The sequence below is a fragment of the Parapedobacter indicus genome, assembly GCF_900113765.1.
GTDB lineage: Bacteria > Bacteroidota > Bacteroidia > Sphingobacteriales > Sphingobacteriaceae > Parapedobacter > Parapedobacter indicus.
This window is the reverse complement of record NZ_FOQO01000005.1, coordinates 291,563-318,475: the sequence shown is the minus strand read 5'-3', so window position 1 is coordinate 318,475 and position 26,913 is coordinate 291,563. Positions and strand designations below refer to the sequence as shown.

Sequence of the window (26,913 nt, the reverse complement as noted above, 5' to 3'; positions counted from 1 at the left end):
CTTATCTCCTTCAGGGAGTGTTGCAGGAACAGGTACACCCGTATGATTTAACTTTCCTAATATAATGATAAACAAGCAAAGCGCCAAAAGTTTGTGCTTTTCTTGCCCTTTTTTAATTTAAACAATCCAGACTTCTCCGTGTTATCACAAAAAACCACCAAGATATGCGGAATGATACCAACCCCAAATTGGGACCAACTATGCGTACAAGAGATGGCATACTGCAAAGCCTATGGCAACAGACTGTCGCCGACTCCCTCAAACCGGTGAAGGCAAGGGATGCCGGGGCCGACGATACATGGGATGTATTGATCGTGGGCGGCGGCATCACAGGGTTGACCACCGCGTTGCTGCTGCAAGAAGCGGGGCTAACCTGTGCGATCGTCGAAGCGCACACCGTGGGCTTCGGTACGACGGGAGGAACAACGGCCCACATTAATACGATGCTCGACACGCCATATCATACCATTGAAAGCAATTTTGGCACGTCTGGCGCCGAAATTGTGGCCAACGCGGCACGGGCAGCACGGGATCTCATTGCCCGAAACGTCTCGAATTATCAAATCACCTGTGATTTTGAATACAAAGAAGGAATTCTGTTTGCCCAAACCGAAAAGGAAGCTGCCGAACTTGAGAAAATATATACAGCATCGCTACGCGCCGGGGTAGAAGTGGAACCGACAAACCACATCCCCGTTCCCTTGGAATTTAAGACGGCGATTAGCTATCACAAACAAGCGCAAATGCACCCGCTGAACTACGTGTATGCATTGGCAGATCGTTTTACAAGCAACGGGGGGGTCATCTTGGAGCATACCCGGGTAGTAGGCAGCAAACGCAACGACGACCTGCATCAAATTGAGACAACAGGTCGACCCCTCAAGAGTCGGCGTATCGTCTATGCAACGCACATTCCTCCGGGGTTAAATATGCTTCACCTGAGGTGCGCCCCCTACCGGAGTTACGTGTTAGCGATGCAACTCGCCGAAGGCGATTATCCGATCGACCTAGCATACGATATGCAGGAGCCGTACCACTATTTCCGTACGCATGTAATAGCGGATGTCCCTTACCTGATTATCGGTGGAGAAGACCATAAAACCGGGCACGGAACACCAACTAGTGCGTTCCAAACGCTTGAAGCCTATGCCCGAGCGCATTTTCAGGTGTCGTCGATTGATTACCGTTGGTCCGCTCAGTATTTTGAACCCACAGATGGCTTGCCTTACATTGGCAAGCTTCCGGGAGCCGATGAAGACACGTACGTAGCTACAGGGTTCAGTGGCAATGGCATTTTATTTGGAAGCTTTTCGGGATTGTTGTTAGCCGATTTAATTCTTGGCAGGGAAAATCCTTGCGAAAAGCTCTTCTCACCATCGAGGATAAAACCGGTTGCTGGTTTTGCCAATTTTGTAAAGGAAAATGCGGATGTAGCCTATCGGTTTGTGTCAGACCGGATCGGCGTAGAGCAACTGGATGCCTTGGTAGAGCTAGCGCCGGATACCGGCGCAGTGGTCAACTATGAACAGGAAAAGATTGCCCTATATAAATCGCCGGATGGAACGATCAGCGCTTTAAGTCCGGTGTGTACACATGCAGGGTGTATCGTGTCCTGGAATGACGCGGAAAAAAGCTGGGATTGCCCCTGTCACGGCGGACGTTACGATGTATACGGAAACGTGTTAACGGGTCCTCCCCGAAAGAACTTGCAGGTAATTTCTCTTTTTTAATGAATCCTGTACAATGACTGGTCACCGGAAGTAGTCGGCCTCGGAGATTGGGACGATAGCTTTTTCCAACGGGAAAAAGAAGCAGTCGTCGGCTTTGTAGGCAAAGTTCTGGCAAACCGTGCGATCAGCATCAATTCGCCCAAGGAAGTCGAAGGACGTAAGGGAATTTTTAACGATTGATGTGCAGATTCACGAAGATAGCCGCTCAAAAGAGAACACTCCTGAAATATGCTTGTTGAAATAACGGCCTTTTGAGCGCGCCTGTCGAAGCCCCGCATACACGGTTTCAGGGACTTCAAAATACTGATAGACTGCTCCCGTTTGGAAAGTAATTTTCAACAGATGAGTTTTCTCCTTGTAATCCATGTATTTGATAACACTTGAGGGCATCTTTTTTCATATATCTTGTATACATGGAATAACTTCCGAAATCTCCTGTTTGTTTCGATTCGAATTCCTGAAACAAATGCCGGCACGCACTGTTATACCCGTATATGGATAGATTGAAAGGCAAGGTGGCCCTGATTACCGGCTCGGACTCCGGGATTGGCCAAGCTATAGCGTTTGCATACGGTGCAGAAGGCGCAAAGGTTGTGGTTACCTATCATTCCGATGAAGAAGGAGGAAAACGTACGGCAGCAGACATTCAAGCTAAGGGCTCAGAAGCCCTATGTCTGTACCTGGATGTCAGCGACGAAAACCGTGTAGCTACTGCATTTGAGGAGATTATCCGCCGCTATGGACAGATTGATATCCTGGTCAACAACGCCGGGGTCAACGGCAGCAATATGCCGGTTGCCGAAATGGATACGGATACCTTTGACAGGTGCCTAAAAACCAATCTGTATGGCCCTTTCTTTTGCTGTCGGGAATACCTTCGCAGGCGAGCCGACAAAACCTCCGAAGGAACTATCATTTTCATAAGTTCGATTCATGAAACCGTGAATACTGCCGGAAACGCCGATTACAATGCGTCAAAAGCAGGGTTAAAGAATTTCAGTAGAAGTCTGGCGCTGGAGTTAGCGGATAAAAATATACGGGTCAACAATATCGCTCCCGGTATGATATTGACGGCGATGAACCAAGAAGCTGTCGAAAACAAGGAGGTGAGAAAGGAAAAAGAACAGCATATTCCCATGAAACGTGCAGGAACACCCGAAGATGTGGCAAACGTTGCTGTTTTCCTCGCGTCATCCGACAGTGGTTATGTGACAGGGTCTACCTATACAGTGGACGGAGGGTTAATGATTCAGCTCGGACAGGGAGCGTAACGTAATTAAATCGGCCACATATCAAGCTATTTGCCGTTCAACCCGGGTTACAAAGTTATCGATAGCAAACGGCTTCTCGATAAAATCAGCAGCATCGCAATCCAAGGGAAATTCATTGAAGTTTGCGGAAATCATTACAATTGGTAGTGTAACGTGAACTGTGTCATCCGGGGCTCCAAATCCGTGCGGCCGCTTTATGTAACCGTCATTATCACATGCGTACATAGCGATCGGCGAATCTTTTATTAATATGCTAATCGATTCATATTCCATGCTTACTTTTTTGGAGTGTGTTGACCTGCTCTTTTCTTACCTTTGGGTTCTCCTGAGTCATCCACTAGAAGTGCATCGGCCGAACCCGGAGCACCAGCCTCGGTGCCCTCGCGAGTAGATTTTGAGCCCGCACCCGCATCCATACCCGCTGTTGCCTTTTTCATAGCGGCGACGGCTGGTTCGGATTCCGTTGTGATGCTTCCGGTGTCGGGCAGCGGTAGCTGTTCTTCATCTGCCGGTTCGATGCTGGCATCGATATTGATGTCGCTTTCGGCCAACCGGGTAAGTATCCCATCGGTCTTTTTCTCTTCAGCCAAGGTTTGCTCCAACAGGTCTGTGGCTTCTTGAAAGCCCAATGTTTTTGCCAGCGTGCTCATACTGCCATAGGCGGCAATCTCGTAATGCTCTACCTTTTGGGCAGCCACAATCAGCGCAGCATCACGATGGGCTGAACCTTCCTCCGTTTCGTCGATTACCTGCCATCCTTCATCAAACAGGCCCTGCATGCCGACACAGAAAATTGGCTGTGCCCCCATGCCTTCGAGGTAAAAAATTTTTTCCAGCCGGGTTACATGGTTGTCAGTTTCCTTTCGATGGGTGCGGAAGGCCGATTTTAACTCATCGGTACTGGCCCGTTCTTCCATATTCTCCAATACATCGCGCAGGTGCAATTCACACCAATAGATTTCCTGCAGCATGGTCCGGTAAAATCGTTCCAAACCGGACGGTGCTTCTTTTTCTTGAGTTGCCATATCTATATAATTTCGTTTTCAGATCATCTCTCTTTAGGTGATGAGTTAACAAAAGCGCGGGTCATCGGTTTTAGGAATTTCATTATAAAACAGAATGTCACATCGCTTGTTATCCATTGCACAAGAGAAGGCAGAAATTCAAACGATAAACATCATGCAACAGAAAAAAGACACCAAGGCAGCAGATGCCCAGAAAAAAAAGGAAGAAAGGGATCGGAAGTTAGATGAAGAAATCGAGCAAACATTTCCTGCGAGCGACCCTCCATCTTACTCGCAGCCCCACAATGAGCCCGACGAAAAAGAGAAAGATGAAGATGAATAACAGCTGACCACGATGCGGACAAATGTCGAAAGAATCAAGCATTCGCTTGAACTGGAAGAAAAGTTGGACCATCAACTGAAAGGCTGGAGGGTTCAGAAAATGTGCCGTGTGGGAATTGGAATTATCATCTTACTAACCGCGCTCGGTCTGTTCGGCAATGGATTGCTAAGCAGTAAAAAGATTAAAAAAAATGGCATATCACTCCAATACGAGAAATTTTTGCGGTACGAGAAGGAAATGGACATTAGTTGGACAGTAACCGGTCAGGAAGAAATCCAATTTCTGATCCCAATGCAGTATCTCGACCGTTTTAAAATTGAAAAAGTCGTTCCGGAGGGATACGAAACGGCCCTAACCAATGGGTATGTTAGTTATACGTTTAAGGTAACCAAAGCAGGTGAGACCTTCGTTCATTTTTTTCTGAATCCGAAAAAGACCGGAAATATTGCCGGCGAGTGGTTGATCAATAAACAGGATTTTCAATTGAAGCACTTTATTTATCCCTGATATGGAACTTATTCTTCGCGGCGCTGCTATCTATTTGTTTCTTCTATTGCTCTTCCGCATACTCGGAAAACATAGTCTTTCCGAGACGACAACGTTTGATTTTGTCCTATTACTGATTATTGGAGAGGCGACACAACAGGCGCTTTTGGGCAGTGATTTTTCAATGACCAACGCATTGGTGCTTATCACCGTGCTGATGGGCATTGACATGGTTTTTGTAAAACTAAAGGGAAAATACAAGAAGCTGGACAGGTTGCTGGAGGGAACCCCGCTGATTTTGGTGGATCATGGAAAACCGTTACGAGGAAGGATGAAAGAAGCCAAGGTCGATACCGAAGACATCCTGGAGGCCGCACGTCTCAGCCATGGACTCGAGCAGATGCACCAAATAAAATATGCCGTGTTGGAACGGGATGGGCAAATTTCAATTATACCTTCTTCCTCGTAACGGAATCTAAAGATTTTGCTTAAATCTTCCGGTCGGCCGCTTTGGCGTAAGGCTTAAGCCTTCTCTTCAATTGCTGCCGGGCCATATGTATCCGGGTTTTTACCGTTCCGATCGGGATTTGAAATTGCTCAGCAATTTCGTGGTATTTATACCCTTCGTAATACATGGTAAAAGGATAGTAATATTCTTCGGAAAGCTTCGAAAGCGCATACTCGATGTCTTTCATAACAAATTTTCCTTCGGCTTGGTTGCGCAGCGAACTTATGTAAAGGTCCGAAGAAGAAAGAGCTTCCGATTTGACAATCAGGGAATTTGTTTTGACTTTCCTCCGATAATAATTAATAAACGTATTTTTGAGAATGGTATAAAGCCACGCCTGTAAATTCGTTCCCTCCCTGAATTTATTGTAATAAGAAAACGCTTTCAGCAGGGTGTCCTGTACCAAATCACTCGCATTCTCCGGATCGCGTGTAAAATACCGCGCATAACTGGTTAATGCACCTGTTTCCTGGACTACCTTGTTACTAAATTCTATCTTATTCATAACTTCATTATTAGAAAGTACATCAACAATTATTATTGTTTGTTAGCATCTTGGTTCCAGTGCTCTGGTAGAAAAGCAGACAAAAACACCCTGAAATTGTTTGAAATCTTTTAAAATTTATCGAATTTCGGGTAGGACATACTTACTGAAGTCAGTAATAAAGGTGCGCTGTTCCCGATTTACGTTGTGCAGGATCAATCCATCGACTCCCAGCGAAAGATACCTGTTCAACCACTCGACATGTTGTCGGAGATGACTGGAAATGTTTACCGACTGTCGCAGTTCGTCCGGACCCACAAATGCCGAAATCGCTTCAAATTGTTCGGGTTTCCAAAGTTCCGCCAGCATGCTGCTGTCCAACACATTGGTGCGCCATTGATCCAGCGCGCCGGTATACGCTTCCGTTTCGTCCCGCGAATAAGAGAGTTGTACCTTTACATACACTGGCTTACCATTTCCTCCTCCTTCGCGGAACTGCCGGATGACCCGTTTTAATTTTTCATAGGGGTGATTAATGGTCAACAGTCCTTCCGCCCAACTTCCAAGCCAGTGGGCTGTTTCCTCGGTAATGGCCGCACCATACAAGGGCGGTCGCTCGCGGGGGAGCGTATACAGGCGCGCTTCCTTTACGCAAACATGTCCTTGGTAAGTGACGGTCTTTCCTTCCAACAGCCTTCGGATAATGTTGAAAGACTCAAATAATCGCTCATTGCGCGTGACCTTACTTGGCCAATGGTGCCCCGTTATCTGTTCGTTAATAGCTTCGCCGCTGCCAAGCGCCAGCCAGAAACGGCCAGGGAATAACTCGGTCAGCGTGGCTGCGGCTTGCGCAATCATCGCAGGATGGTGACGCGGACCAGGAGCGCAGATCAATCCGAAGGGCAATGTACTTGCCTGCATGGCCGCCCCGAGCCAACTGAAGGAATGGCCACTTTCTCCCTGTCGTTCGTTCCACGGTTGGAAATGGTCTGATGAGTGGATGCCATCAAAGCCGGCCCGCTGCGCCAATACGACATAATCCAGCAATTCCGAAGGCCGGAATTGTTCGTGAGACGCGTGAAAAAGAATCTGGCTCATGTTACGGAGTCTGTCGGATAATCAACCAGCTGTATGCATACGCCCCTAATTCAACGATCAACCGGCCGTTGGAAAAGGCGGACCGGGCTGTGCCTATGAGCGAAATAGGCGCCGCATTTCCATGGATAGGCAACTCCAAAGTTGTTTCCTCAGTTTTTTCCGCAAAATGATGGACAGCAACCAGCCACTCGTTTTTCAGGTAATAGGCATAAGCCAGCACGGTATCGCAGTCGGTGTTCAACAGCATAAACTCTCCATGAGCAAATAGTTCATTTTCTTTATTTCGAATGTAAATCATCGTTTGGGTATCGTTTAGCAACGATCCGGGACGAGCGGCTTGGATAGCTACATTCACCTGTTTGTACGAAAATTTACCTTCCCGGATGAGCGGAGCCTTAAGCGCCTGTGGCACAACGTCCGAAAAGCCTCCATTTTGCTGGTCGGACCATTGCATCACGGTACGCACACCTTTTCGTTCGGGAAGATTGAGATCGTCTCCCATACCGATTTCCTCTCCGTAACGCAATACCGGGGTGCCAGGTAGCGTAAAAAGCAAGCTCATCGCCAATTTTATACGGCGATGGTCGTTGTCAACCATCGGCGCCAGCCTTCTCCGGATTCCCCGGTCGTAAATAATCATCGAAGGTTCGGGGGCGAATTGTGCATAGACCTGCTTCCGCTCCTTTTCGGTAAGGCGTTCCAGATCAAGTTCATCGTGGTTGCGTAAAAAGTTGAGATAAGGCCTACGATCTTTGAGTGGAAGCCGCTTTAATGCGCCAAACAGTGGGTCAGCGCATTGTGTAGCCAGTGCGAGGAAAGTGTAGTTATTAAGGTAAAAATTAAATAAGGCAGTTAACCGATCCTTCTGTACGAAGTCGGGATAATTCTCCGGCTCCACGTCGGCTTCCCCAATTAAGATGGCGTGTTCATTATATTCCAATACCGCTCGCCGCCAGTCTCCCAGCAAACCATAGGGGTCGCCGCTGAAACGACTGTCCCCCTTATCGCGCAGTATGTGTGGAACGGCATCGATCCGGAATCCGTCGATTCCTTTTCCCATCCAAAAATCAATGATATTGAGCACCTCGGTCTGTACGCGGGGGTTGGTCATGTTCAGATCAGGTTGATGCTTATAAAACGTATGGTAAAAATAAGCAGAGATGGACGGCTCGTATTCCCAGTTGCTTTCTTCGATCGTTTTAAACACCAAATCCTCCTTGTCGTGGGGCGGCTTTTCGGCTTTCCAAATGTAGTAATCGTGATAAAGCGAGCCGGGAGTTCCGGTTGCAGTTTTAAACCATGGGTGTGCGTCGCTGGTATGGTTTACGACCAAATCCAGCACGATTTTAATGCCGTTGGCTTTGGCTTTTTCAACGAGAAGTCTAAATTCTTCCATCGTACCCAATTGAGGGTCGATATGATAGTAATCTGTAACGTCGTATCCGTCGTCCTGTTGGTTGGAGCTATAAAACGGAGCCATCCAAATGCAGCGGATGCCTAGTTGGGTGAGGTAATCAAACTTGGAGAGTAACCCGTTAAAGTCTCCCTTTCCGTCGTGGTTCCCGTCCTTGAAACTTCGCACATCAATCGAATAAATAACTCCTTTTTTCAGCCAGTTGATTTCACGCATAAGGTGTCTTAATTTGGTAGATCATCGGAGCGCTTTTCCCATATATCGAGAAGATTATCCATCGTATCCTGGTGCTCATCAAATGAATCCAATACGCCTTCGTACCAGGTCTCAGCTTGTTCAAACACCTTAGTAAGGTCATCGGTTACATACCGATGCACAATAAATGCAAATTGCTCGATTTCGCCATATTTATTGACACGTTCCCACTCATAACGGGGGCTAATGGTTCGAAGTAACGGATTGTGAGCCTCCAAAAGTTCCAGGATGGTGTGCGTCGGGAAATGAAAAATTACCACCCGACCCGCCAGATTAGTTGCCTTAGGCGCCAACTCCGTTAACAGTGTGAAGTCAGGAATCGTAAATCTCACAAGCATTTCCTCCTTTCGCTGCGAACTGTTTTTTTCTAACCCACGACGGGCAGGTTTGTTTGGTTACAATTTTCCATTTGCATTTTTTTCAATTCCCACCAACAATTTCATTTCTTGGCTGTCATCTTGATGAACGTAAAACAAGGATACCGGCATGGCGACATTAACAAAAGAAAAAGAGAAACGCAGTCCCGAAAAGGCCCGTCCCGTAAAACGCGAAAAATCGAAAGAATCCGTCAAAAAGGATCTTTCGCCAAAAAAAGACCTTTCATCCAGTTATAATAAGTTGAAGAAATACGATGGAAAAGTCTATACCGGCATGCAAATCGGCAGGAGTCATCATTGGATCTATGATGCCGGCGATTGGCGGGAAACGAAAATCACGCCCGACCTGTGGGAGATTTCCTATGCCGTAACCAAACGGCGTAAGGGCAAGGCTCCCGAAGGATCCGGCGTGCCGGTTGGCACCGGATACCATTGGTATATCCTGGCCCATCAATACGTGGAAAAGCTGAACGCCAACGATTATTCCACGGCATTGACCGGACTTAAGTTTAAACTTGCGCATAAGCGCGCAAGCAAAAATAAGTGGAGCGTTTCGGGGCAGACACAGCGCAAACACCTCATCAAATTTTTAAAGGATCTCATCGCTCAATTGGAAAGCGACCCCATTCCCTTGGAGTTCGAATACAAGGGCGATTTATATAAAGGCGAGGGCGTCCCCATTTCCCAAACCTGCCAAAAGGGAATCTGCTATGAAGTAGATGTAAACTTAAATGACCAACCGATGGGCATCATCCGCTGCGCAAAAAGCGGTTGGAAAATGGACGGTGTTAACCAGGGATTGGTAGACGCCATTGGACATCAGATTTTTTTGCATTTTGAGTGAGCAGATCGTTTACAAATAAAACCTGCCAGCTGATAAATTCACTTTCGTAGACAGCAATGTCAGAAAACAGTACACAAGAAAAACCTTGCCATCAGCATTCTTGTTACAGCATCGGCTCGGAAAGGTTTTTGCCTCTGTCAAAGTAGAGAATAAAAAAAGGCATTCATTAAACAAAATTACTATGGCACTTGTAAAGGTAATCGAAGTAATTGCATCCTCCGAAACCAGTTTCGACGATGCAATCCGGAATGCAGTAACAGAAGTAACCAAAACCATCAAAAACGTCGACTCAGTTTACGTCAAAGATTTCAAAGTACATGTCCAGGGGACCGAAATTAAGAGTTTCGGAGCGGTCTGTAAGGTTTCGTTCCGGATCGACGAGAGTGAAAGGCAAAAGAACAACGCGTAATCAGGCGGACAATCATGAATGATTTAGACAAAAAAAGGTTACTTTTTGAAGACAGGGCCGATGCAGGAACCCGGCTGGCAGAACGGCTGATGCCTTATGAATCGGCCCGCCCGTTGATCTTCGGCGTAGCACGAGGAGGCGTTGAAGTCGCCTATTACGTTGCGTGCCGGTTGGACGCCGAAATGCATCCCATTATGGCCAAAAAATTGCCGTATCCGGGAAATCCCGAATATGGATTTGGTGCGGTCGCTGAAGACGGGACACGCTATGTAGACGAAGGCCGTGCGGAAGCGCTCGATGCGTCATCCATTGATGCCATCGTCGCCGGACAATTAGCTGAAATCAAGGAGCGTGTTCACAACTATCGGCAGGATCAGCCGTTGCCACCGATGGAAGGTCGGACCGTCATTCTTGTAGACGACGGGATCGCTACCGGCGTGACACTCGTACCCCTACTGGAACTTTGTCGAAAACGTGGAGCGTCCAAGGTGGTGATTGCGGCGCCTGTTTCTGGAACGCACTTTGACCAACGGCTGAAGGATGCAGATGAAATCGTAGTACTGGTACAGCCACCGAATTTCTATGCCGTAGGCCAAGCTTACCGCCACTTTGGCGATTTCCCAGACGACGAATTGTTGCAGTTGTTAACCGATTCAAGACGCTATGGATAACTCAACGAAACAACATTTATCTCTGGAACCGGATGGCAGCAGGCAGTTTGTCTTACGCCACACAGCAGATTTGGATCCGTTGATGGACCGGATCGGCGATGCGCACCACGTTTTGCTGGGAGAGGCCACCCATGGGACTCATGAATTTTACACCTGGCGCACAGCGATCAGCAAACGGCTGATCACTGAAAAAGGCTTCCGCTTCTTAGCAGTAGAAGGCGACTGGCCGGATTGCTACCGCATAAACCGGTATATCAAGGGGTATGCCGACTCAGACAAGCAACCAGCTGATGTATTAGCCGGATTTGACCGCTGGCCTACCTGGATGTGGGCCAATTGGGAGATTGCTGCGCTGGTTACCTGGCTCAAAGCGCATAACACGTCCTTGCCTGCCAACAAACGGGTAGGCTTTTATGGACTGGATGTGTATAGTCTTTGGGAATCGTTAGATAGTCTGATGAGCTACCTTTCCGAACACACCGATCACGATGTGCTGGCCTATGTAAAAGACGCCATCAGTTGTTTCCAGCCTTACGATGCGAATGAACATCGGTATGCCCGCGCACAGCATTATCAATTGGATCATTCCTGCCAGGAGGCGGTAATCGAGTTGCTCACGGCCATACGAAAGCGCGCACCGAGGTATGACCATGATCCCGAAGCGTCGTTGAATGCCGAACAGAACGCCGTGATTGCCGTCAATGCCGAGCGGTATTATCGGCATATGTTGGGGTTCGACGTGAATACATGGAATTTGCGTGATCGGCATATGATGGATACCCTGAACCGTTTGCTGCACTTCCATGGGCCGGACGCTAAAGTCATCGTATGGGAGCACAATACCCATATCGGCGATGCGCGGTACACCGATATGGTCCGCACGGGCGATATCAATGTAGGCCAGTTGGTGCGGGAAGAAAAAGGCGAAGCAGACACCGTCCTTGTCGGTTTTGGCACGTACCAAGGGCGTGTCATTGCCGGAGACAATTGGGGAGCACCCATGGCCGAAAAGGACATTCCTCAAGCCAAGGAAGGAAGTATAGAAGCGCTGATGCACCGCCAATCTGCGGAAGACAGGCTTCTCATCCTGGGGCATCCGGATCACGAACACCCGTTCTCCGGCTATTTGCCCCACCGGGCCATCGGTGTGGTGTACGAACCTGTTTACGAAAAGCGGGGTAATTATGTGCCGACAGTATTGAACCGACGGTACGACTGCTTCGTGTTTATCGATGAAACACGGGCGCTGCACCCGTTGCATCGGCAGCCCGACGGCGCTAAAATTCCCGAGACTTATCCATTTACGTACTAATAAGCGATGTTATGGCTTCTTACCCATCCAACGAAGAACTAAGTACTCCGGTCAGCGAAGTAACCCCCATGCCGCAACTCAATCCCATGCCCGGAGAAAAACTCGGCGTGGCACTTGTAGGGTTAGGCGAATACGCCAGCGGACAGCTCGGCCCGGCACTGAAAGAAACTGTTTACTGTCGCTTGACTGCCGTAGTAAGCGGCAGCGATGAAAAGCGGAAAAAATGGCTAGCCGACTACCAGCTGAAACCAGAAAACCTATACAGCTACGATGATTTCGATGCGATCAAAGATAATCCCGATATCGACATCGTATATGTCGTCTTACCCAATGCGATGCATGCCGAATATGTCATCCGTGCGGCCCGCGCGGGAAAACATGTCATCTGCGAAAAACCGCTGGCGACATCGGTAGAAGAGGGCAAACGCATGGTCGAGGCGTGCAACGAAGCGGGTGTCCTCTTATCCGTTGGTTATCGCCTCCACTTTGACCTCTTCCATCAGGAGATGATGCGGTTGGGGCAAAACCGGATTTTGGGCAAGGTAAATCGGATCATTGCAGACGATAGTATGGACATCGGCGACCCAAACCAATGGCGCGTGAAGCGCGAACTGGCCGGTGGCGGACCGCTGATGAATAACGGTATTTACTGCGTCCAAGCCGCTCAATACATCATCGGACAACTGCCTATCGCCGTCAACGCCCTATTCTTGCCAAAAACCGATCCCGAAAAGTTTACGGACATAGAAGAAGGGATCCAATGGGAAATGGAGTTTGCTGACGGAATGATCGCATCCTGCGAAACCAGTTATAGCCGAAACGGCAACTCCCTTCGAGCGGATACGGACGACGGTTGGTTTGAGTTAAGTCCCGCATATGAATACAGCGGATTGAAAGGCCGTACGTCTACCGGGGTATTGCGCTTCCCAGAAGTAAACCAGCAGGCACTTCAAATGGATGACTTTGCCATATGCGTAAAAACCAACAAGCACAGTAAAGTACTTGGCGAAATGGGTTTACGGGACCTCATCATCCTCGAAGCGATTTATAAATCGGCACACAACGGGCAGAAGGAGCCCTTGGATCTAGACGCTTTTAAATCACCTTCGTAAACCAAGCAATATAGGCATTTACCGCTTTCTGCAAGAAATCTTTGGTTTCCCCGCTTTTCAGGGTTCCCGATTCGTCAAAAAGTTCTTTTACCTGGGCTATGTAAACTTCGGGTTGTTGCATCGTGGGCATATTTAAGAAAACAAGGCTTTGCCTTAAATGATGATTCGCACCAAAAGCTGACAAATTGCCCGGAGAATTACTGAATACTGCCGCAGGCTTTCCGTTCCATACGCTACTGCCATAGGGTCTCGAACCAATATCCAGCGCATTTTTTAAAACGCCGGGAATCGAACGGTTGTATTCGGGAGTGACGAATATAACTCCGTCAACTGCCCTTACCGCATTTCTGAAAGCAACATAGGAGTCAGGAACCCTGTTTTCATCGTCGAAATCTTGGTTGTAAACCGGAAGGTCATCAAGCGGGATGATCTTGAATTCAAACCCTTCCGGAGCCATTGATGTAATAGCCTTTGCTATTTTCTTTGAAAAAGATTCCTTGCGGAGGCTCCCTGCTAGTATTCCGATAACCTTACTCATGTTACGTAACGTTTAATGTTTAACAGTTATTATACTTTCTCTAAGAACTCACGTACCTCGTGGAGATTATCAAAGGTACGCTCCACGGTCAGCGTCTGACGGATTGCTTCATGAGACTGCACACCAAAACAGGTCAAACCAGCGGATTTGGCGGCCGTGGTTCCGGTTAGTGAATCTTCCAATACTAAACAGTCATCGCCCGCCAAACCCAACTCTTCCAAGCAACGTAGATAAGGTTCCGCATCCGGCTTGGGTTGCTTTACGTCCGTTCGCGTCACCAGCACGGAAAAGAAATGCCGGATTACGTTCCGCTCAAGATGATAGATAGCGACTTCTCGTTTACTGGAGGTGACTACGGCCATAATGATCTCTCGCTCGTGCAGAAAATGGATCAAATCGCTAGCACCTGGCATCAAGGGTACAGATTCCTCGTCATGCTGTTGGGCGATGCGCGTCCTTACCGTTTCAAAGAATGCTTCCCTGTCTGCATCGAAAGCATATGTATTGTGCAGCAACTCGAAAGCCTGCCCATCGGTCTTTCCGGCCAGGTCATTCAGCCACAATTCGCTCCCAAGCGCAAAGCCATATTCCTTGAGGGCAGCTCTCCACGCTTTGTAATAGAACCACTCCGAATCGATGAGGGTTCCATCCATGTCAAACAACACAGCTTTCCAGTTTTTTATCATATCTTTTTGAAATTCTTGTAAACTTAGGCAAATTTGCCTTTATATACCAAAGAAAAGCCCCGAAACGGGGAGAATCGGGGCCTTCTAACTAACCAATTATAAACCTAAATTATGAAAAGACAATTTTAATTATTTACTATCTACTACTTAAACGTAAAATGGCTTCTTTCGTTACATCGAGAAGTGTTAAAATTTTGTTAAATTTCTTGAACAGCATCAATGGACGTTCAACTAAATAAACAGGCAATCGTCGTGACCGGTGGGCCTGGAATGGGTAAAACATCCCTTATTGAAAAGCTCGGACAGCTGGGCCACACCTGTATACAAGAGTCCGGCCGGCACATTATCCAAGCGGAGCTTAAATCGGAGGGCAATAGACTCCCCTGGGCAGACCGGCAAGGTTTTGCAGAGGAAATGTTCAATAGGGCTATGGCCGATTATAAACAAGCACTGAATAACCACGTGCTTACATTCTTTGACAGGGGGCTTCCTGACATAATCGGCTACCTGGTGTTGTGTGAACTTCCGATTCCCGATAGCATATGTTCGGCTGCAAAGACACATCGATATCATCCGCAAGTGTTCATTGCCCCGCCGTGGCACGAAATCTATGTTACGGATAACGAACGGAAACAATCTTTTGAAGAGGCAGAAGCCACTTACGAAGTTATGGTAAATGTGTATACCCAACTGGATTACTCCCTGATCGAAATCCCGAAAATGCCTATTGATGAAAGAGCCGAGTTTATAATCGAAAAATGCAGCCAAAAAAACATCAGGAAGTAGTTGCCTCGTAGGCCGATTTGAGCCGAGCAATGTCAAGCTTCTTTGACTGAAACATAACCTGTAATACGCGATTTACCTTTGCGGAATCCGGATCAAGTATCATATCATTCAATAGGGTAGGCACCACCTGCCATGATATGCCAAATCTGTCTTTAAGCCAACCGCACACCTGTGCCCGTTCATCACCGCCCTCGGTGAGTTTCTCCCAGTAATAATCCACCTCTTCCTGGGTTTCGCAATTAATTACAAGAGATATTGCCTCGTTGAACGTAAAGATCGGCCCTCCATTCAACGCAATGAATTCCTGTCCTTCGATGATAAATTCGATCGTCATTACCGATCCTTCGGGCTTTTGATGGTGTTCAAATCCTTCTTTCGTATAACGTGTAGTCCTGCCAATTCTGGAATCGTGGAAAACGGATGTATAAAATCTGGCCGCTTCCTCCGCTTGATTGTCGAACCAAAGGTTTGGAGTGATTTTTTGACTTGAAATGCGCTTTTCCATACGAATTATTTTAAAAGTGAAATAGTAACTGATTTATCCTTATTGGACAATACAAACATACCTTAGATAACGTATTCACATAAATAGGCAAAATTGACAATATAAGAGGGCAAATGCGACATTAGCCAATCTACCTAGGTTATTCTAAAAAGGAAACGAACTAAGCGTTGCGATCTCTTGAACACCGCTGAAAGCAAACGGGCAGTGAAAAATAATTTATGCAAGCTTCGTTGTCATAAAAAAGCAAACAGCGAAGCATTCATTAATGCCAAAACAGACAAGAAATTAATAACTGTTCAAATGAAAAAGTTTAAGAAATTTGTCGCTTGAAAGGAGCAAAAGAAATGCATGGCTAAACAGCAACAACGCAGGCACCTCAATATCACTGTATCCGGAAAGGTGCAAGGGGTATACTTCCGGCTGACGACCAAGGCGGTCGCGGATCAGCTGGGCATAAAAGGGATGGCCCTCAATAAATCCGACGGTACAGTCTATATTGAAGCAGAAGGCGATTCGTTTGCGCTGGAAGCCTTTTTGGAATGGTGCCACGAGGGGCCGGAAAATGCGGTAGTTGAAAATGTGGCGTCCGTTGAAGGCGATATGAAAAACTATCGTAACTTTGAAGTCATCAGGAAATCGCGTACCTCATCTTAATAGTTAGCACTTGTCTGTACTCCGAAAATTTGCCGGGCAAACGATTATCTATGGGCTGAGCACCATCATTGCCCGGTTGATTAATTTCCTGCTCACCCCTCTCTTTGTCAATAGATTCCCCCCTTCGGTATACGGGATTTTCACCAACATGTACAGCTGGGCCGCTATGCTCAATGCCATACTTGCTTTCGGCATGGAGACGACCTATTTCCGGTACCTGCAAAAGCACGATAATAACCGGGCCAAGGTATACGACAACAGTTTCACCATTATCCTGTTTGCCACGGCGCTCTTTGTCGTTACGATGCACCTTTTCTCGGTGAATATCGCCACCTGGCTTAACAACGGAAGTTATAATGTTGACTATAATCGGTATGTCCGTTATTTTACCTGGATGCTGGCTGCAGAGGCGCTGGCCGTTATCCCTTTTGCCCGGCTACGTGCCGAAGGACGGCCGATCCGGTTTGCCACGCTCAAGTTGATCAACGTCCTCACGTTCATTGGTTCGACTTTGTTTTTCATCGTAATCATCCCCTGGCTTATCGAGCAAGGAGGTGCCTATCCAGCCTACTTCGCCTCTTGGTATCGCGAAGGGTGGGTGGGGTATGTTTTCCTATCGAACCTCATCGCCAGTGGACTCACCCTCCTTTTGTTGTTACCCGAGATCGTCAAGCTGCGTCCTCGGCTCGACCGCAAGCTGGCCTTCGACATGCTTTCCTATAGCCTGCCCGTGTTGATTGCCAACATTTCCTTTATCATCAACGAGCATATCGATAAAATCATGATCCCGAAGCTACTTCCGGGCGAGGTGGGCGATCGCGATCTGGGCATCTACGGGGCCGTATCGAAAATCGCTGTATTTCTAAGCATTGCCGTGCAGGCGTTCCGCCTGGGTGCCGAGCCATTCTTCTTCAGCTATTCGAAAAATGCAAACGCCCGCCAAACGTATGCGTTGATCATGGATTACTTCATCATCGCCATGGTATTGGTGATGGTGGGCATCACCGTCAATATCGAATGGCTGAAGTATTTCATCGAGGGCAAAACTCCCGAAGAACAGGTCCAATATTGGTCGGGCCTGCATATTATCCCCATCCTGCTGCTCAACTATGTGCTTTTGGGCATCTACATGAATCTTTCGATCTGGTATAAATTGACCGACCAGACCCGCTTTGGGCTGTACATCTCCGGTATCGGTGCCATCATCACCATCGTGCTCAACATCCTATTGATACCCCATTACAGTTACGTCGGGGCTGTGTGGGTAACGGCAATCGCGTATGCCGCCATGGTGGGCACTTCTTATTTCTGGGGGCAGCAGCACTATCCCATTCCCTATCGCGTGGGCAAAAATGGTGCATATATCGTTGTGGGAATCACTATCTGCTGGCTGACATTCGACGTGTTCGACCGCCATCTCATCATTGGAAATTTACTTTTCATCAGCTTCGCGCTAGCCGCAGGGCTCATCGAACGGAAAACGCTCATGGCCATACTCAGAAAATAGCACAGATAAGTTTAGGCAACCTCCAGCTCAAATTGTTCGTTGATTTCGTCAAGCACGGCATGGATATCTGCGATATCATTGAGCGAAACCAGTTTCATACGGTATTCCTTGAAATGGGGAATGCCTTTGAAATAGTTGGCATAGTGACGGCGCATTTCAAAGATGCCGGTTTTTCCCCCTTTCCATGCTACAGATTTTTCCAGGTGCGTACGGCATACGGCTACCCGCTCGGCAATGGTTGGGCCGGGTAGGTATTCGCCGGTATGGAAAAAATGCTTGATCTCGCGGAATATCCATGGATAGCCGATGGAGGCCCGCCCAATCATAATGCCGTCCACCTCATATTCCATGCGCCATGCCGCGGCTTTTTCCACGCTGTCCACGTCTCCATTCCCGAATATTGGAATGCGGATGCGGGGGTTGCGCTTCACTTCGCGGATGAGGTGCCAATCGGCAAGCCCTTTATACATCTGCGAACGCGTACGGCCATGGATACTCAACGCCTGGATACCCACGTCCTGCAGGCGTTCGGCCACTTCATATACATTTTTGGTATCGTCGTCCCAGCCAAGGCGTGTTTTCACCGTCACAGGCAAGTGGGTAGCTTCGACAACGGCTTTGGTCATGGCCGTCATTTTATCGATATCCTGCAGCAAGCTCGCCCCGGCGCCCCGGCAGGCCACATTTTTTACAGGGCAACCGTAGTTAATGTCGATCAGATCGGGATTTACCTGACTGGCAATTTCGGTAGCCTCACGCATCGTGTCGATGTCACTTCCGAAAATCTGAATGCCGATGGGACGTTCGTATTCGAAGATATCCAGCTTTTGGCGGCTTTTGGCGGCATCGCGGATGAGCCCTTCGGACGAAATAAATTCGGTATACATCATATCCACTCCATTTTGCTTGCATACAAAGCGGAAAGGCGGATCGCTCACATCCTCCATGGGTGCGAGGAGCAGCGGGAAGTCACCCAGTTCAATATGAGCTCCAATTTTAACAGACATACCAATTACCTGCTGCAAAAATACAGAAAAAAATTCACGCGCAGCATACAGATGCCGTCTTACAATGCCGTTGCGAACTCCTTAATCGCCTGTGCAGGATTTCCGGTCTTCATGAAATTCTCGCCGATAAGAAACCCTTGGAAACCTGCCTTACGTAGTTGACGGATCGTTGCCGGGTCGCTGATCCCGCTTTCTGACACCTTAATAAATCGGTCGGGGATCAAGTCCACCAGCTCCAGCGAATGATCGAGCGATACAGAGAAATCCTTTAGATTGCGGTTGTTTACACCGATGGCATCCACACTATCTCCGATGTTGCGCTCCAGTTCTTCCCGGTTATGCACCTCCAGCAACACATGCAAGCCGAGCGACTGTGCAAACGCGGCCAATACTTGTACCCGCTTGGGGTCAAGCACAGCCGCAATCAACAAGATGATGTCGGCGCCGTATGCCTTCGCTTCGACAAGCTGAAATTCGTCAATAATAAATTCTTTGCGGAGCAGCGGAAGCTGCAAGGCCGCACGGGCCGCAGTCAGATCGGCAAGGCTACCCCTGAAAAATTCAGTGTCCGTAAGTACAGAAACCGCTGAAGCCCCCGCGGCTTGGTAACCCGCCGCCACCTCGGCTACGGACGAATGGTCGTTGATGATGCCTTTGGAGGGCGATGCCCGCTTATATTCCGCTACGATCCCATTCCGCTCGGGGTGATGTATCGAATCGCGCAGCGAATAACACGATCGCTCAAACAGTGGCATTGCCTCCAAATCGGCAATCGCCAAAGCGGCCTTTGCCTGTTCAACTTCCTCCTTCTTTTTAACAATAATTTTATCCAGGATGGTCATGCTTCGTTCTTTTGTGTACGTAATCGTTAAGCCGAATACAAGGTATGCGGATCGGTCTGGTCCACACCGTGTTGGTGCGGAGCAGCGTCGAGCCAATTGGCAATCATCTCTTTTCCATGTGCCGTGAGCACCGATTCGGGATGAAACTGCAGTCCTTTTACATCCAGTATTTTGTGAGATAACGCCATGATAACTCCCTGTTCATCCTCTGCCGTGATGGACAGCGAATCCGGAAAGTCCCCACGCGAAACCGCCCAAGAGTGGTATCGGCCTACGGAAAAAGACGATGGTAGTCCGCGGAAAATCGGTTCTTCGGAAACCGTAACATGGATAGGAGTGGCGGTACCGTGCACCGGCTTGGTCAGGTTGTAAAGCCTCCCTCCGTATACCTCCGCTATCGCTTGTTGGCCAAGGCAAATCCCCAATATGCTTTTGGAAGCCCCATAAGTACGGATGACATCCAATAACAACCCTGCCTCTTTCGGAATACCCGGACCGGGCGACAGGAGAATCTTGTCAAAAGCGGCAACTTCTGCCAACGCAAACTTGTCATTGCGCCATACGGTGGCATCGTGCCCGCACTCATGCAGGAGGTGCACTAAATTGAACGTAAAGGAATCATAATTGTCTATCACCAAAATGTTAGGCGATGGTTTTTGCAAGCTGTTCATCTTTCTATTAAATATCTTGTGCCAATTCCAATGCTTTGCGCAATGCGGCAATTTTGTTGTTTACCTCTTGGCGCTCCATCTCCGGATCCGAATCCGATACGATGCCCGCTCCCGCTTGGTAATGCAGCGTATTTTGGCGACTCAGAAACGACCGGATCATGATGGCATGGTTAAAATCCCCGTTGAACCCCATATAACCGATGGCGCCGCTGTAAAAACTCCGCTGTTGATTTTCATACCGGTCGATCAGTTGCATGGCCATATGTTTCGGCGCACCGCTGAGTGTACCTGCAGGAAACGTATCGCCCACCACATCAAATGAATTAACTCCCTCCTTCAGTGTGCCACATACTTTTGACACCAGGTGGATAATGTGTGAATAATACTGCGCCTCTTTGTACGATTTAACATGCACCTGCTCACAGTGCCGGCTCAAGTCATTCCGCGCCAGATCCACCAGCATAACGTGCTCAGCGCTTTCCTTGGGATCCGCTTTCAACGCTTCGGCTATTTTTTCATCCTGCTCCTGATTTCCACTCCGCTTGAAGGTGCCAGCGATGGGGTAAATGGTGGCTTCCCGATTGCGGATGGTCAATTGAGCCTCGGGCGATGAACCGAATAACTTGAAATCGCCATAGTCAAAATAAAACAAGTAGGGAGAGGGGTTGATGGACCGCAAGGTACGGTATACATTGAACTCATCGCCCAAAAAAGGCCGGGAAAAACTCCGGGACGGCACGATCTGAAAGACATCCCCCCGGTAAATATGGCTTTTCATTTTTACCACTAGCGATTCAAACCCTTCGTCGCTCATGTTAGACGTTTCCGCTCCATTAAGGGAAAAGCTATACTCAGGAAAATTCTTGTTTTGAATAAGGTATTGCATTTTTTCCAATCCCGACGACCGCACTTCATCTTCGAGCTGATGCTCGAAAATGTAAAGTTGATTGCGGAAATGGTCGATAGCGATCACATACCGATAGACATGATACTGTAAATAGGGGATATCCCGATTCGGATCAGGTAGGCTCGTCAACTCAATGTCCTCGAAATGGGTAACCGTATCAAAGGTGAAAAACCCAAAAAGTCCATTGGAGATAAACCTAAAATCCGTATCGGCGGCTTCCTGAAACGCATTCCTAAATTGGGATACTTCCTCCCGCAAGTCGATACCCGAAGCTGCCTTTCGTTCAGGCTTACCCTGTGGATACCATATTTCAAGGTGATGACGATCCAATTTGATGCCAGCGATCGGCTCACAGCAAATGTAACTCATGTTATTTTCGCGACTATGATAGTCGGAACTTTCCAATAGCAAGCTATTCGGGAATACATCCCGAAGCCGGAGATAAGTGCTTACCGGCGTGGTTGTATCGGCCAGCAACTGTTTGTACGTGGTTTTAAATCGATATGTCATTATCTCAACTTATAGTAACAAAAAAACCCGACGTTTCTAAAAATCCGTCGGGCGATATATTCCAAAGCCTTGGTTGATTAGGAATATGTACTTGTTCCTACTGGCCCGACGTTTTCTTCACCGAGCCACCACCATGATACCATGTGGAACGTATTCATCAACATAGAAGGCAAAAATATAAAAAATATTGTGCAAACAAATTTTTGGAACAAAAAATAATCCAGCCTACTTAACCAGTTCCAGTTTATCCAATTCCGAGGAGATGAAAGCGATTTCCTCGGCGGCAAGGCTTGCATCGGTCGTCTTTGCATTCTGAATGGCCTGCTCAGCATTCCGGGCGCCAACCAACGCAATGGTAATTCCGGGTTGTTCCAATGTCCATAGTAGGGTCAGCTGCCCCAGAGAAATCCCTTTTTCTGTTGCTAACGGTTTAATCGTTTCCAGAAATGCATTTGTACGCCGTAGATTTTCCTCACTGAAGAAATAAAGCTTCGCACGGTGATCGCCTTCACTAAACTTATGTCCGGGCTTCATCTTGCCGGTGAGCAATCCGCGTTCCATGGGGCTGTACGCCAAAATAGATTTCTCCTGGCCAAGACAATAGGGAACCACCTCGGCCTCAATGCCGCGTTTAACCATGCTGTAAGGCACCTGATTGGATACAATATCCACATACCTGGATGCTTCCGCCAGTTGCTCGACGTTGTAATTGCACACACCTGCATAGCGGATTTTGCCCTGTTGAATCAGCTGGGCCACGGCTTCCATGGTTTCCGATATCGGCGTGGTAACATCCGGCCAATGGATTTGATAAAGGTCGATATAATCGGTTCTCAGTCGACGAAGACTGTCTTCGCATTCTTTGATGACGCTTTCTTTTCCCGCATATTTATAAATATCGATATCTTCACCCGAATTGTTCTTACTGTGAGAAGCAAGCGTCCCCTTCACCAGGTCCCAACGCATCCCGTATTTGGTCAGAAGATAAACCTTATCACGTGGAATCCCCTTAATGGCTTCTCCAACAATTTCTTCGCTTGTGCCCTGTCCGTAGATGGGAGCCGTATCAATGGAGTTTACCCCCAGGTCATAAGAAGCCCTGATTGCTTCTACAGCATCTTTCCGTTCCGTACCGCCCCACATCCAACCGCCAGCGGCCCACGCACCAAATGTAATAACCGACAAATCTAATCCTGTCCCCGTCAATGTCCTGTATCGCATAGTAATGAAATTTACGTCCACAAAATAACACATCTCCCTTAGCAATGGCAATTGCTGCAACAATAAATGCCGCGTGCAAACTGGTGTTTCTAAGTACGGTCGGCAAACGCTACAAGATTGTTACGTTAATATCACGCAAATCGGTTTAATTTGGCGCTGATATTTAATAACAAACTGCGAAGCATTCATTGATGCCACTGAAAACAAACAAGAATCAATAACTATTTTCAAATGAAAACCAAAGTACTGTTGCTTTTTACCGCTTGCTCGTTGGCGCTGCTAGCCCATGGCCGTGATTTTTATCAACTGAAGATATATCACCTAAAAACTCACCAACAGTCGCAGCAACTGGAAGATTTCCTGCAAAATGCGTACCTTCCCGCCCTCCACCGGGCGGGCATCTCAAAAGTCGGTGTATTTAAACCCATTGCTGCTCCCGAAACTGAAAGCGAGCAGCTTGTTTATGTATTTATTCCCTATACCTCTTACGATCAATTTGCCGCATTGGAAGATGCCCTTCAACGGGACAAAATGTTCAAAACAGACGGAGAGGTCTACTTAAATGCTTCCTACGACCGTCCACCGTATGATCGGATTGAGACAATTCTGCTGAATGCGTTCGTTGATAGCCCGCATGTCCAGCTCCCGGATCTCACATCCCCCAAATCCGATCGCGTATACGAACTCAGAAGTTACGAAGGACCCACCGAGGCCTATTACCGTAACAAAGTGGAAATGTTTAACAAGGGCGACGAAATCGGGCTGTTCAAACGATTGGGATTCAATGCAGTTTTTTACGGAGAGGTCGTCGCCGGAAGCCGTATGCCCAACCTCATGTACCTCACCACCTTCGAAAACAAACAGTCGCGAGATGAGCACTGGGAGGCCTTCGGCAAGGACGCTTACTGGAAAGAGCTTTCCGCCCGGCCCGAATACCAACACAACGTATCCCGCAACCAGCAGATTTTCTTATACCCCGCAGAATATTCAGATTTTTGACGCCTGTTGCTTTCATCCCGCTTTTTAGCGGTTTCATCACACGGGCTACCTGATTTATCACGCGGCTGCTACCTTTGTGTCGAATCAAGCGGACTGTAACAATTTGCACATTCCGTTTGTCTTATGAATTGGAATAGCTCGACACGATGAACAAGGTGACGCAATTTTTTTGGTGGTGCAGCGGTATACACCAAGCAACGTTAGCGAAATATCCCGCTGAACACAATAAATACGTGGGGATTGGAGCCACCATTTTCTTTACGGGACTGTTTGCGGCCTTGTCAGGAGGATATGCATTATATTTCGTCTTCAGCGGAGCAGCGTTTTCGGTTGTATATGCACTCCTTTTCGGTCTCCTTTGGGGTTTAGCCATCTTCAACATGGATCGCTACATCGTATCGAGCATTAACAAAAACGCCAGCGGCTTCCGGCAATTCCTGCAAGCCACCCCCCGCATCTTGCTCGCCGTCCTCATCGGTATCGTTATCGCCCGCCCCTTGGAACTTAAGGTATTCGACAAAGAAATCCGCGAACAGTTGCGAACAACCTACCTTGACCGCCAACGGGCCCATATCGATACGCTCAATAAAGCCTTCGAGAGCAAATACGCAGTCGAACTAGTCAAAGTGGCAGAATTGAAAACCGAACGGGATTCGCTCGAAGCCACCCTAAAATCCGACCGCATCAAGCTGAAAATGGAAACCTTTGGCGAAAAAACCGTAGAAACTTCGGGCATCGTTGGGTACGGCCCCTATGCCAAGCAACGCCAGGCCGAACTTGACAAGCAGGAACAATACCTTGACACACTCCGAACACGGATCGGGCAGCAGGAAAGTTACCTCCAGCAACGTAAACAATTTGAAGGACTACTGGACCAACAATTGCTTACCGGTACCTCGCTGGACAGCGCTGTTAATGTAGCGGGATTCGCCGACCGCAATGCTGCCCTTGGCGACCTGAAATACAATCCCGATGGTACACGAAACGAATCCAATTACTGGTCGATCGCCTTCATCATGCTGCTTTTCGTCTTTTTTGAATGTCTCCCGGTCTTTGTAAAACTGATGAGCGCACGCGATGCATACGATATCACCCTACACGACCAACAGACCGTCGATATCCATCGTTCTGGCAAAGACCGCGATGCTGAAATCGCCATTGTGGATGGGGTGTATGATACCAAGGTGCAACGAGGCCTGGAAAAGCAAAAAGCCCGGCTTTGGGAAGATCAAACCTTATAGAATCTCTCGTTCATCACAAAACCGACCTATTTCACCCCATTTGATTGCTATCCCGCAAGCGATTGGCTTTTTTTGTTGAAAACATCCGATTATTATGAAGTTAAATCGTATCGAAACCATTCTGGCCACAGGGATTTATGGCTTTGTGCTTGTGCTTATTTTCAGTAACCAGGGCAATTCCGGCAGTGCCCGGCATGCGGTTTCGCTGATGGCCTACGCTACCGTGATTTATGGGGCCTACCTAGCATTCACCCAATGGATTTCGCCATCATTTTTCCAAGTCCGTAAAATCGATGTGGGTATTGCCACCACGTTGTTGCTTTTCTTTTTAGTTTGGCTGGGACTAACAAGTTGTATTTGGGTACGCGACTACCACCTAAGAGACTATCACCATTGGGACGATGGCAGGTTTGTTCCACACCTGAAGCGCGGGGAGTCATTGGGGGGTGCGTTGCTAGTGTTGTTGCTTCTCTTTGCCTATGAGGGAATCAAGCGGCTTATCCGCTACTTACAGCACACACGCAATACGCTCGCAACGCGCATTGCAAAGGAAAGCCTGGTGGTGCTGGGTGGAGGTACATTGATTTTTGTGATGTTGATGGCGGTTGAGGGAAAACTCGCAGCATTCTGGTTGGCGATCGTGCCTTATATCTACTTAATCTTTGCGCTGAACATCTATTGGTTGTTACCCTTGAAAGAAAAACGCCGGTATACCTTCCCGCTTTATTTGCTGATTGCGATTGGGCTGTCGTTTGTGGCCTTCATTCCTTCCGGACTGTTCCTTGTGAGTGTGATCAGGTCGGCCGAGGAGTTGTTTTTCGTGCTATGGATTTGCATCAACCTGATCATGATCCCGCTGGTCAATTTCGTGTACCAACGGCAAAAGGATCGCATCAGTCAATTGGTGAACCTCAAAATGGAACTCGGGCAGACCTCGGCGGACCTCAGCTTCCTGCGTTCGCAAATCAATCCCCATTTCCTGTTCAATATCTTAAATACACTGTATGGTACCGCGCTTCAGGAAGATGCTGAGCGTACGGCTACAGGCATCCAGAAATTGGGTGATATGATGCGCTTTATGCTGCATGAAAACAATCAGGATCGTATTCTACTAGCCCGCGAAATCGACTATCTCCGCAATTACATCGACCTGCAGCTGTTGCGTACCGCTACTTCCAAGGGGATTACCGTGGAGTGCGACATTGCGGACGCATTGGAAAGCACCTACATTGCGCCGATGCTGCTCATTCCGTTTGTGGAGAATGCCTTCAAACACGGTATCAGCCTGCAAGAAAAATCATGGATTAAAGTCAGTCTATATGAATCGGAAGGGAAGGTCCATTTCGACATCCATAATAGCATACACAGGAAGCCGGAATCTGATCCGGAGCGGCGCCATTCGGGCGTTGGATTGGAAAATGTGAAGCAGCGATTGGCAATGCTGTATCCCAACAGGTACGACCTGGTGATACGGGAAACTACACAGGAGTATTTTGTGCATCTAACCATCGTATGCTAAGG

General features: G+C 48.0%; 30 protein-coding genes. 16 read left to right on the top strand and 14 right to left on the bottom strand.

Features of this window, described 5'->3' with window-relative positions:
* The first annotated feature begins 164 nt into the window (after positions 1–164).
* The gene (locus BMZ56_RS12345) at positions 165–1,730 is read left to right on the top strand and encodes an FAD-dependent oxidoreductase (RefSeq protein WP_218146553.1); all 1,566 of its coding nucleotides are present in this window, start codon (positions 165–167) and stop codon (positions 1,728–1,730) included.
* A 189-nt stretch (positions 1,731–1,919) separates the two neighbouring features.
* Here the strand turns inward: BMZ56_RS12345 and BMZ56_RS12340 are convergent, their stop codons facing one another.
* Entirely contained in the window at positions 1,920–2,120 is a 201-nt protein-coding gene (locus BMZ56_RS12340; protein ID WP_090627002.1) for a KTSC domain-containing protein, read from the bottom strand.
* A 104-nt stretch (positions 2,121–2,224) separates the two neighbouring features.
* Here BMZ56_RS12340 and BMZ56_RS12335 point away from each other — a divergent pair, with 104 nt between their 5' ends.
* Positions 2,225–3,001 (top strand): SDR family NAD(P)-dependent oxidoreductase, encoded by a 777-nt coding sequence (locus tag BMZ56_RS12335; protein ID WP_090627000.1) that lies wholly within the window; start codon positions 2,225–2,227, stop codon positions 2,999–3,001.
* 275 nt (positions 3,002–3,276) lie between these two features.
* Here BMZ56_RS12335 and BMZ56_RS12325 read toward each other — a convergent pair whose 3' ends face one another.
* Complete coding sequence (locus tag BMZ56_RS12325) at positions 3,277–4,026, bottom strand: YciE/YciF ferroxidase family protein (protein WP_090626994.1); 750 nt, start codon at positions 4,024–4,026, stop codon at positions 3,277–3,279.
* Between the two features lie 94 nt (positions 4,027–4,120).
* Between BMZ56_RS12325 and BMZ56_RS12320 the strand changes: the two genes are divergently transcribed.
* The 3 genes from BMZ56_RS12320 to BMZ56_RS12310 are packed head-to-tail and all read left to right on the top strand — an operon-like array spanning position 4,121 to position 5,303.
* Entirely contained in the window at positions 4,121–4,348 is a 228-nt protein-coding gene (locus tag BMZ56_RS12320) for a hypothetical protein (RefSeq protein ID WP_090626992.1), read from the top strand.
* Between the two features lie 12 nt (positions 4,349–4,360).
* Positions 4,361–4,855 carry a hypothetical protein gene (locus BMZ56_RS12315; RefSeq protein ID WP_090626990.1) on the top strand — a complete coding sequence of 165 codons (495 nt, stop codon included), beginning with the start codon at positions 4,361–4,363 and terminating at the stop codon, positions 4,853–4,855.
* A 1-nt stretch (position 4,856) separates the two neighbouring features.
* Complete coding sequence (locus BMZ56_RS12310; RefSeq protein ID WP_090626987.1) at positions 4,857–5,303, top strand: DUF421 domain-containing protein; 447 nt, start codon at positions 4,857–4,859, stop codon at positions 5,301–5,303.
* Positions 5,304–5,322: 19 nt separating this feature from the next.
* Here the strand turns inward: BMZ56_RS12310 and BMZ56_RS12305 are convergent, their stop codons facing one another.
* The 4 genes from BMZ56_RS12305 to BMZ56_RS12290 all read right to left on the bottom strand — a co-directional run bounded on the left by BMZ56_RS12305 (position 5,323) and on the right by BMZ56_RS12290 (position 8,925).
* Positions 5,323–5,847, bottom strand: a complete 525-nt coding sequence (locus BMZ56_RS12305) for an RNA polymerase sigma factor (RefSeq protein ID WP_090626985.1) — start codon at positions 5,845–5,847, stop codon at positions 5,323–5,325.
* 117 nt (positions 5,848–5,964) lie between these two features.
* Positions 5,965–6,924: a TIGR03885 family FMN-dependent LLM class oxidoreductase gene (locus BMZ56_RS12300; RefSeq protein ID WP_090626982.1), complete on the bottom strand. Its 960-nt coding sequence runs from the start codon at positions 6,922–6,924 to the stop codon at positions 5,965–5,967.
* Position 6,925: 1 nt separating this feature from the next.
* Positions 6,926–8,554 (bottom strand): alpha-amylase family protein, encoded by a 1,629-nt coding sequence (locus BMZ56_RS12295; RefSeq protein WP_090626980.1) that lies wholly within the window; start codon positions 8,552–8,554, stop codon positions 6,926–6,928.
* Positions 8,555–8,562: 8 nt separating this feature from the next.
* Entirely contained in the window at positions 8,563–8,925 is a 363-nt protein-coding gene (locus BMZ56_RS12290) for a hypothetical protein (protein WP_143072914.1), read from the bottom strand.
* Between the two features lie 154 nt (positions 8,926–9,079).
* On the opposite strand from BMZ56_RS12290, the gene BMZ56_RS12285 reads away from it, so the two are divergent.
* The 5 genes from BMZ56_RS12285 (at position 9,080) to BMZ56_RS12265 (ending at position 13,318) form a co-directional block, all read left to right on the top strand.
* Complete coding sequence (locus BMZ56_RS12285; protein WP_245893193.1) at positions 9,080–9,814, top strand: hypothetical protein; 735 nt, start codon at positions 9,080–9,082, stop codon at positions 9,812–9,814.
* 181 nt (positions 9,815–9,995) lie between these two features.
* On the top strand, positions 9,996–10,223 hold the full coding sequence (locus BMZ56_RS12280; RefSeq protein ID WP_090626974.1) for a dodecin family protein: 228 nt from the start codon (positions 9,996–9,998) through the stop codon (positions 10,221–10,223).
* A gap of 14 nt (positions 10,224–10,237) precedes the next feature.
* Positions 10,238–10,894, top strand: a complete 657-nt coding sequence (locus BMZ56_RS12275) for a phosphoribosyltransferase (protein ID WP_090626971.1) — start codon at positions 10,238–10,240, stop codon at positions 10,892–10,894.
* The gene (locus BMZ56_RS12270) at positions 10,887–12,206 is read left to right on the top strand and encodes an erythromycin esterase family protein (RefSeq protein ID WP_090626969.1); all 1,320 of its coding nucleotides are present in this window, start codon (positions 10,887–10,889) and stop codon (positions 12,204–12,206) included. Before BMZ56_RS12275 ends, BMZ56_RS12270 begins: the two co-directional genes overlap by 8 nt.
* Positions 12,207–12,217: 11 nt before the next feature.
* Positions 12,218–13,318, top strand: coding sequence for a Gfo/Idh/MocA family protein (locus BMZ56_RS12265; RefSeq protein WP_218146552.1), 1,101 nt, complete (start codon positions 12,218–12,220; stop codon positions 13,316–13,318).
* Here the strand turns inward: BMZ56_RS12265 and BMZ56_RS12260 are convergent.
* A complete protein-coding gene (locus BMZ56_RS12260; RefSeq protein ID WP_090626967.1) occupies positions 13,302–13,856 on the bottom strand; it encodes an NADPH-dependent FMN reductase in 555 nt (184 codons plus the stop codon). The two genes, BMZ56_RS12265 and BMZ56_RS12260, sit on opposite strands and share 17 nt — an antisense overlap.
* A gap of 29 nt (positions 13,857–13,885) precedes the next feature.
* On the bottom strand, positions 13,886–14,542 hold the full coding sequence (locus tag BMZ56_RS12255; RefSeq protein ID WP_090626965.1) for an HAD family hydrolase: 657 nt from the start codon (positions 14,540–14,542) through the stop codon (positions 13,886–13,888).
* Between the two features lie 219 nt (positions 14,543–14,761).
* Here BMZ56_RS12255 and BMZ56_RS12250 point away from each other — a divergent pair, with 219 nt between their 5' ends.
* Positions 14,762–15,328 (top strand): AAA family ATPase, encoded by a 567-nt coding sequence (locus BMZ56_RS12250; protein WP_090626963.1) that lies wholly within the window; start codon positions 14,762–14,764, stop codon positions 15,326–15,328.
* Here BMZ56_RS12250 and BMZ56_RS12245 read toward each other — a convergent pair.
* Positions 15,318–15,833, bottom strand: a complete 516-nt coding sequence (locus BMZ56_RS12245; RefSeq protein ID WP_090626961.1) for a VOC family protein — start codon at positions 15,831–15,833, stop codon at positions 15,318–15,320. The two genes, BMZ56_RS12250 and BMZ56_RS12245, sit on opposite strands and share 11 nt — an antisense overlap.
* Positions 15,834–16,181: 348 nt before the next feature.
* On the opposite strand from BMZ56_RS12245, the gene BMZ56_RS12240 reads away from it, so the two are divergent.
* Together BMZ56_RS12240 and BMZ56_RS12235 are read left to right on the top strand one after the other, a co-directional pair.
* Complete coding sequence (locus BMZ56_RS12240; RefSeq protein ID WP_090626958.1) at positions 16,182–16,487, top strand: acylphosphatase; 306 nt, start codon at positions 16,182–16,184, stop codon at positions 16,485–16,487.
* 10 nt (positions 16,488–16,497) lie between these two features.
* Positions 16,498–17,994 (top strand): lipopolysaccharide biosynthesis protein, encoded by a 1,497-nt coding sequence (locus BMZ56_RS12235; RefSeq protein ID WP_090626956.1) that lies wholly within the window; start codon positions 16,498–16,500, stop codon positions 17,992–17,994.
* An 11-nt stretch (positions 17,995–18,005) separates the two neighbouring features.
* Here BMZ56_RS12235 and dusB read toward each other — a convergent pair whose 3' ends face one another.
* From dusB to BMZ56_RS12210, 5 genes are all read right to left on the bottom strand, one after another.
* Entirely contained in the window at positions 18,006–19,001 is a 996-nt protein-coding gene (gene dusB, locus BMZ56_RS12230) for a tRNA dihydrouridine synthase DusB (RefSeq protein ID WP_090626954.1), read from the bottom strand.
* Between the two features lie 59 nt (positions 19,002–19,060).
* The gene (gene trpC / locus BMZ56_RS12225) at positions 19,061–19,843 is read right to left on the bottom strand and encodes an indole-3-glycerol phosphate synthase TrpC (RefSeq protein ID WP_090626952.1); all 783 of its coding nucleotides are present in this window, start codon (positions 19,841–19,843) and stop codon (positions 19,061–19,063) included.
* A gap of 26 nt (positions 19,844–19,869) precedes the next feature.
* Positions 19,870–20,514, bottom strand: a complete 645-nt coding sequence (locus BMZ56_RS12220; protein WP_090626950.1) for an anthranilate synthase component II — start codon at positions 20,512–20,514, stop codon at positions 19,870–19,872.
* 7 nt (positions 20,515–20,521) lie between these two features.
* The gene (locus tag BMZ56_RS12215) at positions 20,522–21,931 is read right to left on the bottom strand and encodes an anthranilate synthase component I family protein (RefSeq protein WP_090626947.1); all 1,410 of its coding nucleotides are present in this window, start codon (positions 21,929–21,931) and stop codon (positions 20,522–20,524) included.
* Between the two features lie 225 nt (positions 21,932–22,156).
* Entirely contained in the window at positions 22,157–23,152 is a 996-nt protein-coding gene (locus BMZ56_RS12210; RefSeq protein WP_090627268.1) for an aldo/keto reductase, read from the bottom strand.
* Positions 23,153–23,383: 231 nt separating this feature from the next.
* Here BMZ56_RS12210 and BMZ56_RS12205 point away from each other — a divergent pair, with 231 nt between their 5' ends.
* The 3 genes from BMZ56_RS12205 (at position 23,384) to BMZ56_RS12195 (ending at position 26,911) form a co-directional block, all read left to right on the top strand.
* Positions 23,384–24,151, top strand: a complete 768-nt coding sequence (locus BMZ56_RS12205) for an NIPSNAP family protein (RefSeq protein ID WP_090626945.1) — start codon at positions 23,384–23,386, stop codon at positions 24,149–24,151.
* A gap of 146 nt (positions 24,152–24,297) precedes the next feature.
* On the top strand, positions 24,298–25,392 hold the full coding sequence (locus tag BMZ56_RS12200) for a DUF4407 domain-containing protein (protein ID WP_090626943.1): 1,095 nt from the start codon (positions 24,298–24,300) through the stop codon (positions 25,390–25,392).
* 94 nt (positions 25,393–25,486) lie between these two features.
* Positions 25,487–26,911 carry a sensor histidine kinase gene (locus BMZ56_RS12195; protein WP_218146551.1) on the top strand — a complete coding sequence of 475 codons (1,425 nt, stop codon included), beginning with the start codon at positions 25,487–25,489 and terminating at the stop codon, positions 26,909–26,911.
* The last annotated feature ends 2 nt before the right edge of the window (positions 26,912–26,913 follow it).

Bases quoted from the DNA above. Each gene is read 5' to 3' on its own strand.
- BMZ56_RS12325 (WP_090626994.1), bottom strand. From the start codon at position 4,026: ATGGCAACTCAAGAAAAAGAAGCACCGTCCGGTTTGGAACGATTTTAC.
- BMZ56_RS12270 (WP_090626969.1), top strand. From the start codon at position 10,887: ATGGATAACTCAACGAAACAACATTTATCTCTGGAACCGGATGGCAGC.
- dusB (WP_090626954.1), bottom strand. From the start codon at position 19,001: ATGTCTGTTAAAATTGGAGCTCATATTGAACTGGGTGACTTCCCGCTG.
- BMZ56_RS12220 (WP_090626950.1), bottom strand. From the start codon at position 20,514: ATGAACAGCTTGCAAAAACCATCGCCTAACATTTTGGTGATAGACAAT.
- BMZ56_RS12210 (WP_090627268.1), bottom strand. From the start codon at position 23,152: ATGCGATACAGGACATTGACGGGGACAGGATTAGATTTGTCGGTTATT.
- BMZ56_RS12315 (WP_090626990.1), top strand. From the start codon at position 4,361: ATGCGGACAAATGTCGAAAGAATCAAGCATTCGCTTGAACTGGAAGAA.
- trpC (WP_090626952.1), bottom strand. From the start codon at position 19,843: ATGACCATCCTGGATAAAATTATTGTTAAAAAGAAGGAGGAAGTTGAA.
- BMZ56_RS12260 (WP_090626967.1), bottom strand. From the start codon at position 13,856: ATGAGTAAGGTTATCGGAATACTAGCAGGGAGCCTCCGCAAGGAATCT.
- BMZ56_RS12275 (WP_090626971.1), top strand. From the start codon at position 10,238: ATGAATGATTTAGACAAAAAAAGGTTACTTTTTGAAGACAGGGCCGAT.
- BMZ56_RS12250 (WP_090626963.1), top strand. From the start codon at position 14,762: ATGGACGTTCAACTAAATAAACAGGCAATCGTCGTGACCGGTGGGCCT.
- BMZ56_RS12345 (WP_218146553.1), top strand. From the start codon at position 165: ATGCGGAATGATACCAACCCCAAATTGGGACCAACTATGCGTACAAGA.
- BMZ56_RS12195 (WP_218146551.1), top strand. From the start codon at position 25,487: ATGAAGTTAAATCGTATCGAAACCATTCTGGCCACAGGGATTTATGGC.
- BMZ56_RS12215 (WP_090626947.1), bottom strand. From the start codon at position 21,931: ATGACATATCGATTTAAAACCACGTACAAACAGTTGCTGGCCGATACA.
- BMZ56_RS12265 (WP_218146552.1), top strand. From the start codon at position 12,218: ATGGCTTCTTACCCATCCAACGAAGAACTAAGTACTCCGGTCAGCGAA.
- BMZ56_RS12340 (WP_090627002.1), bottom strand. From the start codon at position 2,120: ATGCCCTCAAGTGTTATCAAATACATGGATTACAAGGAGAAAACTCAT.
- BMZ56_RS12305 (WP_090626985.1), bottom strand. From the start codon at position 5,847: ATGAATAAGATAGAATTTAGTAACAAGGTAGTCCAGGAAACAGGTGCA.
- BMZ56_RS12300 (WP_090626982.1), bottom strand. From the start codon at position 6,924: ATGAGCCAGATTCTTTTTCACGCGTCTCACGAACAATTCCGGCCTTCG.
- BMZ56_RS12295 (WP_090626980.1), bottom strand. From the start codon at position 8,554: ATGCGTGAAATCAACTGGCTGAAAAAAGGAGTTATTTATTCGATTGAT.
- BMZ56_RS12320 (WP_090626992.1), top strand. From the start codon at position 4,121: ATGTCACATCGCTTGTTATCCATTGCACAAGAGAAGGCAGAAATTCAA.
- BMZ56_RS12205 (WP_090626945.1), top strand. From the start codon at position 23,384: ATGAAAACCAAAGTACTGTTGCTTTTTACCGCTTGCTCGTTGGCGCTG.
- BMZ56_RS12255 (WP_090626965.1), bottom strand. From the start codon at position 14,542: ATGATAAAAAACTGGAAAGCTGTGTTGTTTGACATGGATGGAACCCTC.
- BMZ56_RS12285 (WP_245893193.1), top strand. From the start codon at position 9,080: ATGGCGACATTAACAAAAGAAAAAGAGAAACGCAGTCCCGAAAAGGCC.
- BMZ56_RS12240 (WP_090626958.1), top strand. From the start codon at position 16,182: ATGGCTAAACAGCAACAACGCAGGCACCTCAATATCACTGTATCCGGA.
- BMZ56_RS12280 (WP_090626974.1), top strand. From the start codon at position 9,996: ATGGCACTTGTAAAGGTAATCGAAGTAATTGCATCCTCCGAAACCAGT.
- BMZ56_RS12335 (WP_090627000.1), top strand. From the start codon at position 2,225: ATGGATAGATTGAAAGGCAAGGTGGCCCTGATTACCGGCTCGGACTCC.
- BMZ56_RS12245 (WP_090626961.1), bottom strand. From the start codon at position 15,833: ATGGAAAAGCGCATTTCAAGTCAAAAAATCACTCCAAACCTTTGGTTC.
- BMZ56_RS12310 (WP_090626987.1), top strand. From the start codon at position 4,857: ATGGAACTTATTCTTCGCGGCGCTGCTATCTATTTGTTTCTTCTATTG.
- BMZ56_RS12200 (WP_090626943.1), top strand. From the start codon at position 24,298: ATGAACAAGGTGACGCAATTTTTTTGGTGGTGCAGCGGTATACACCAA.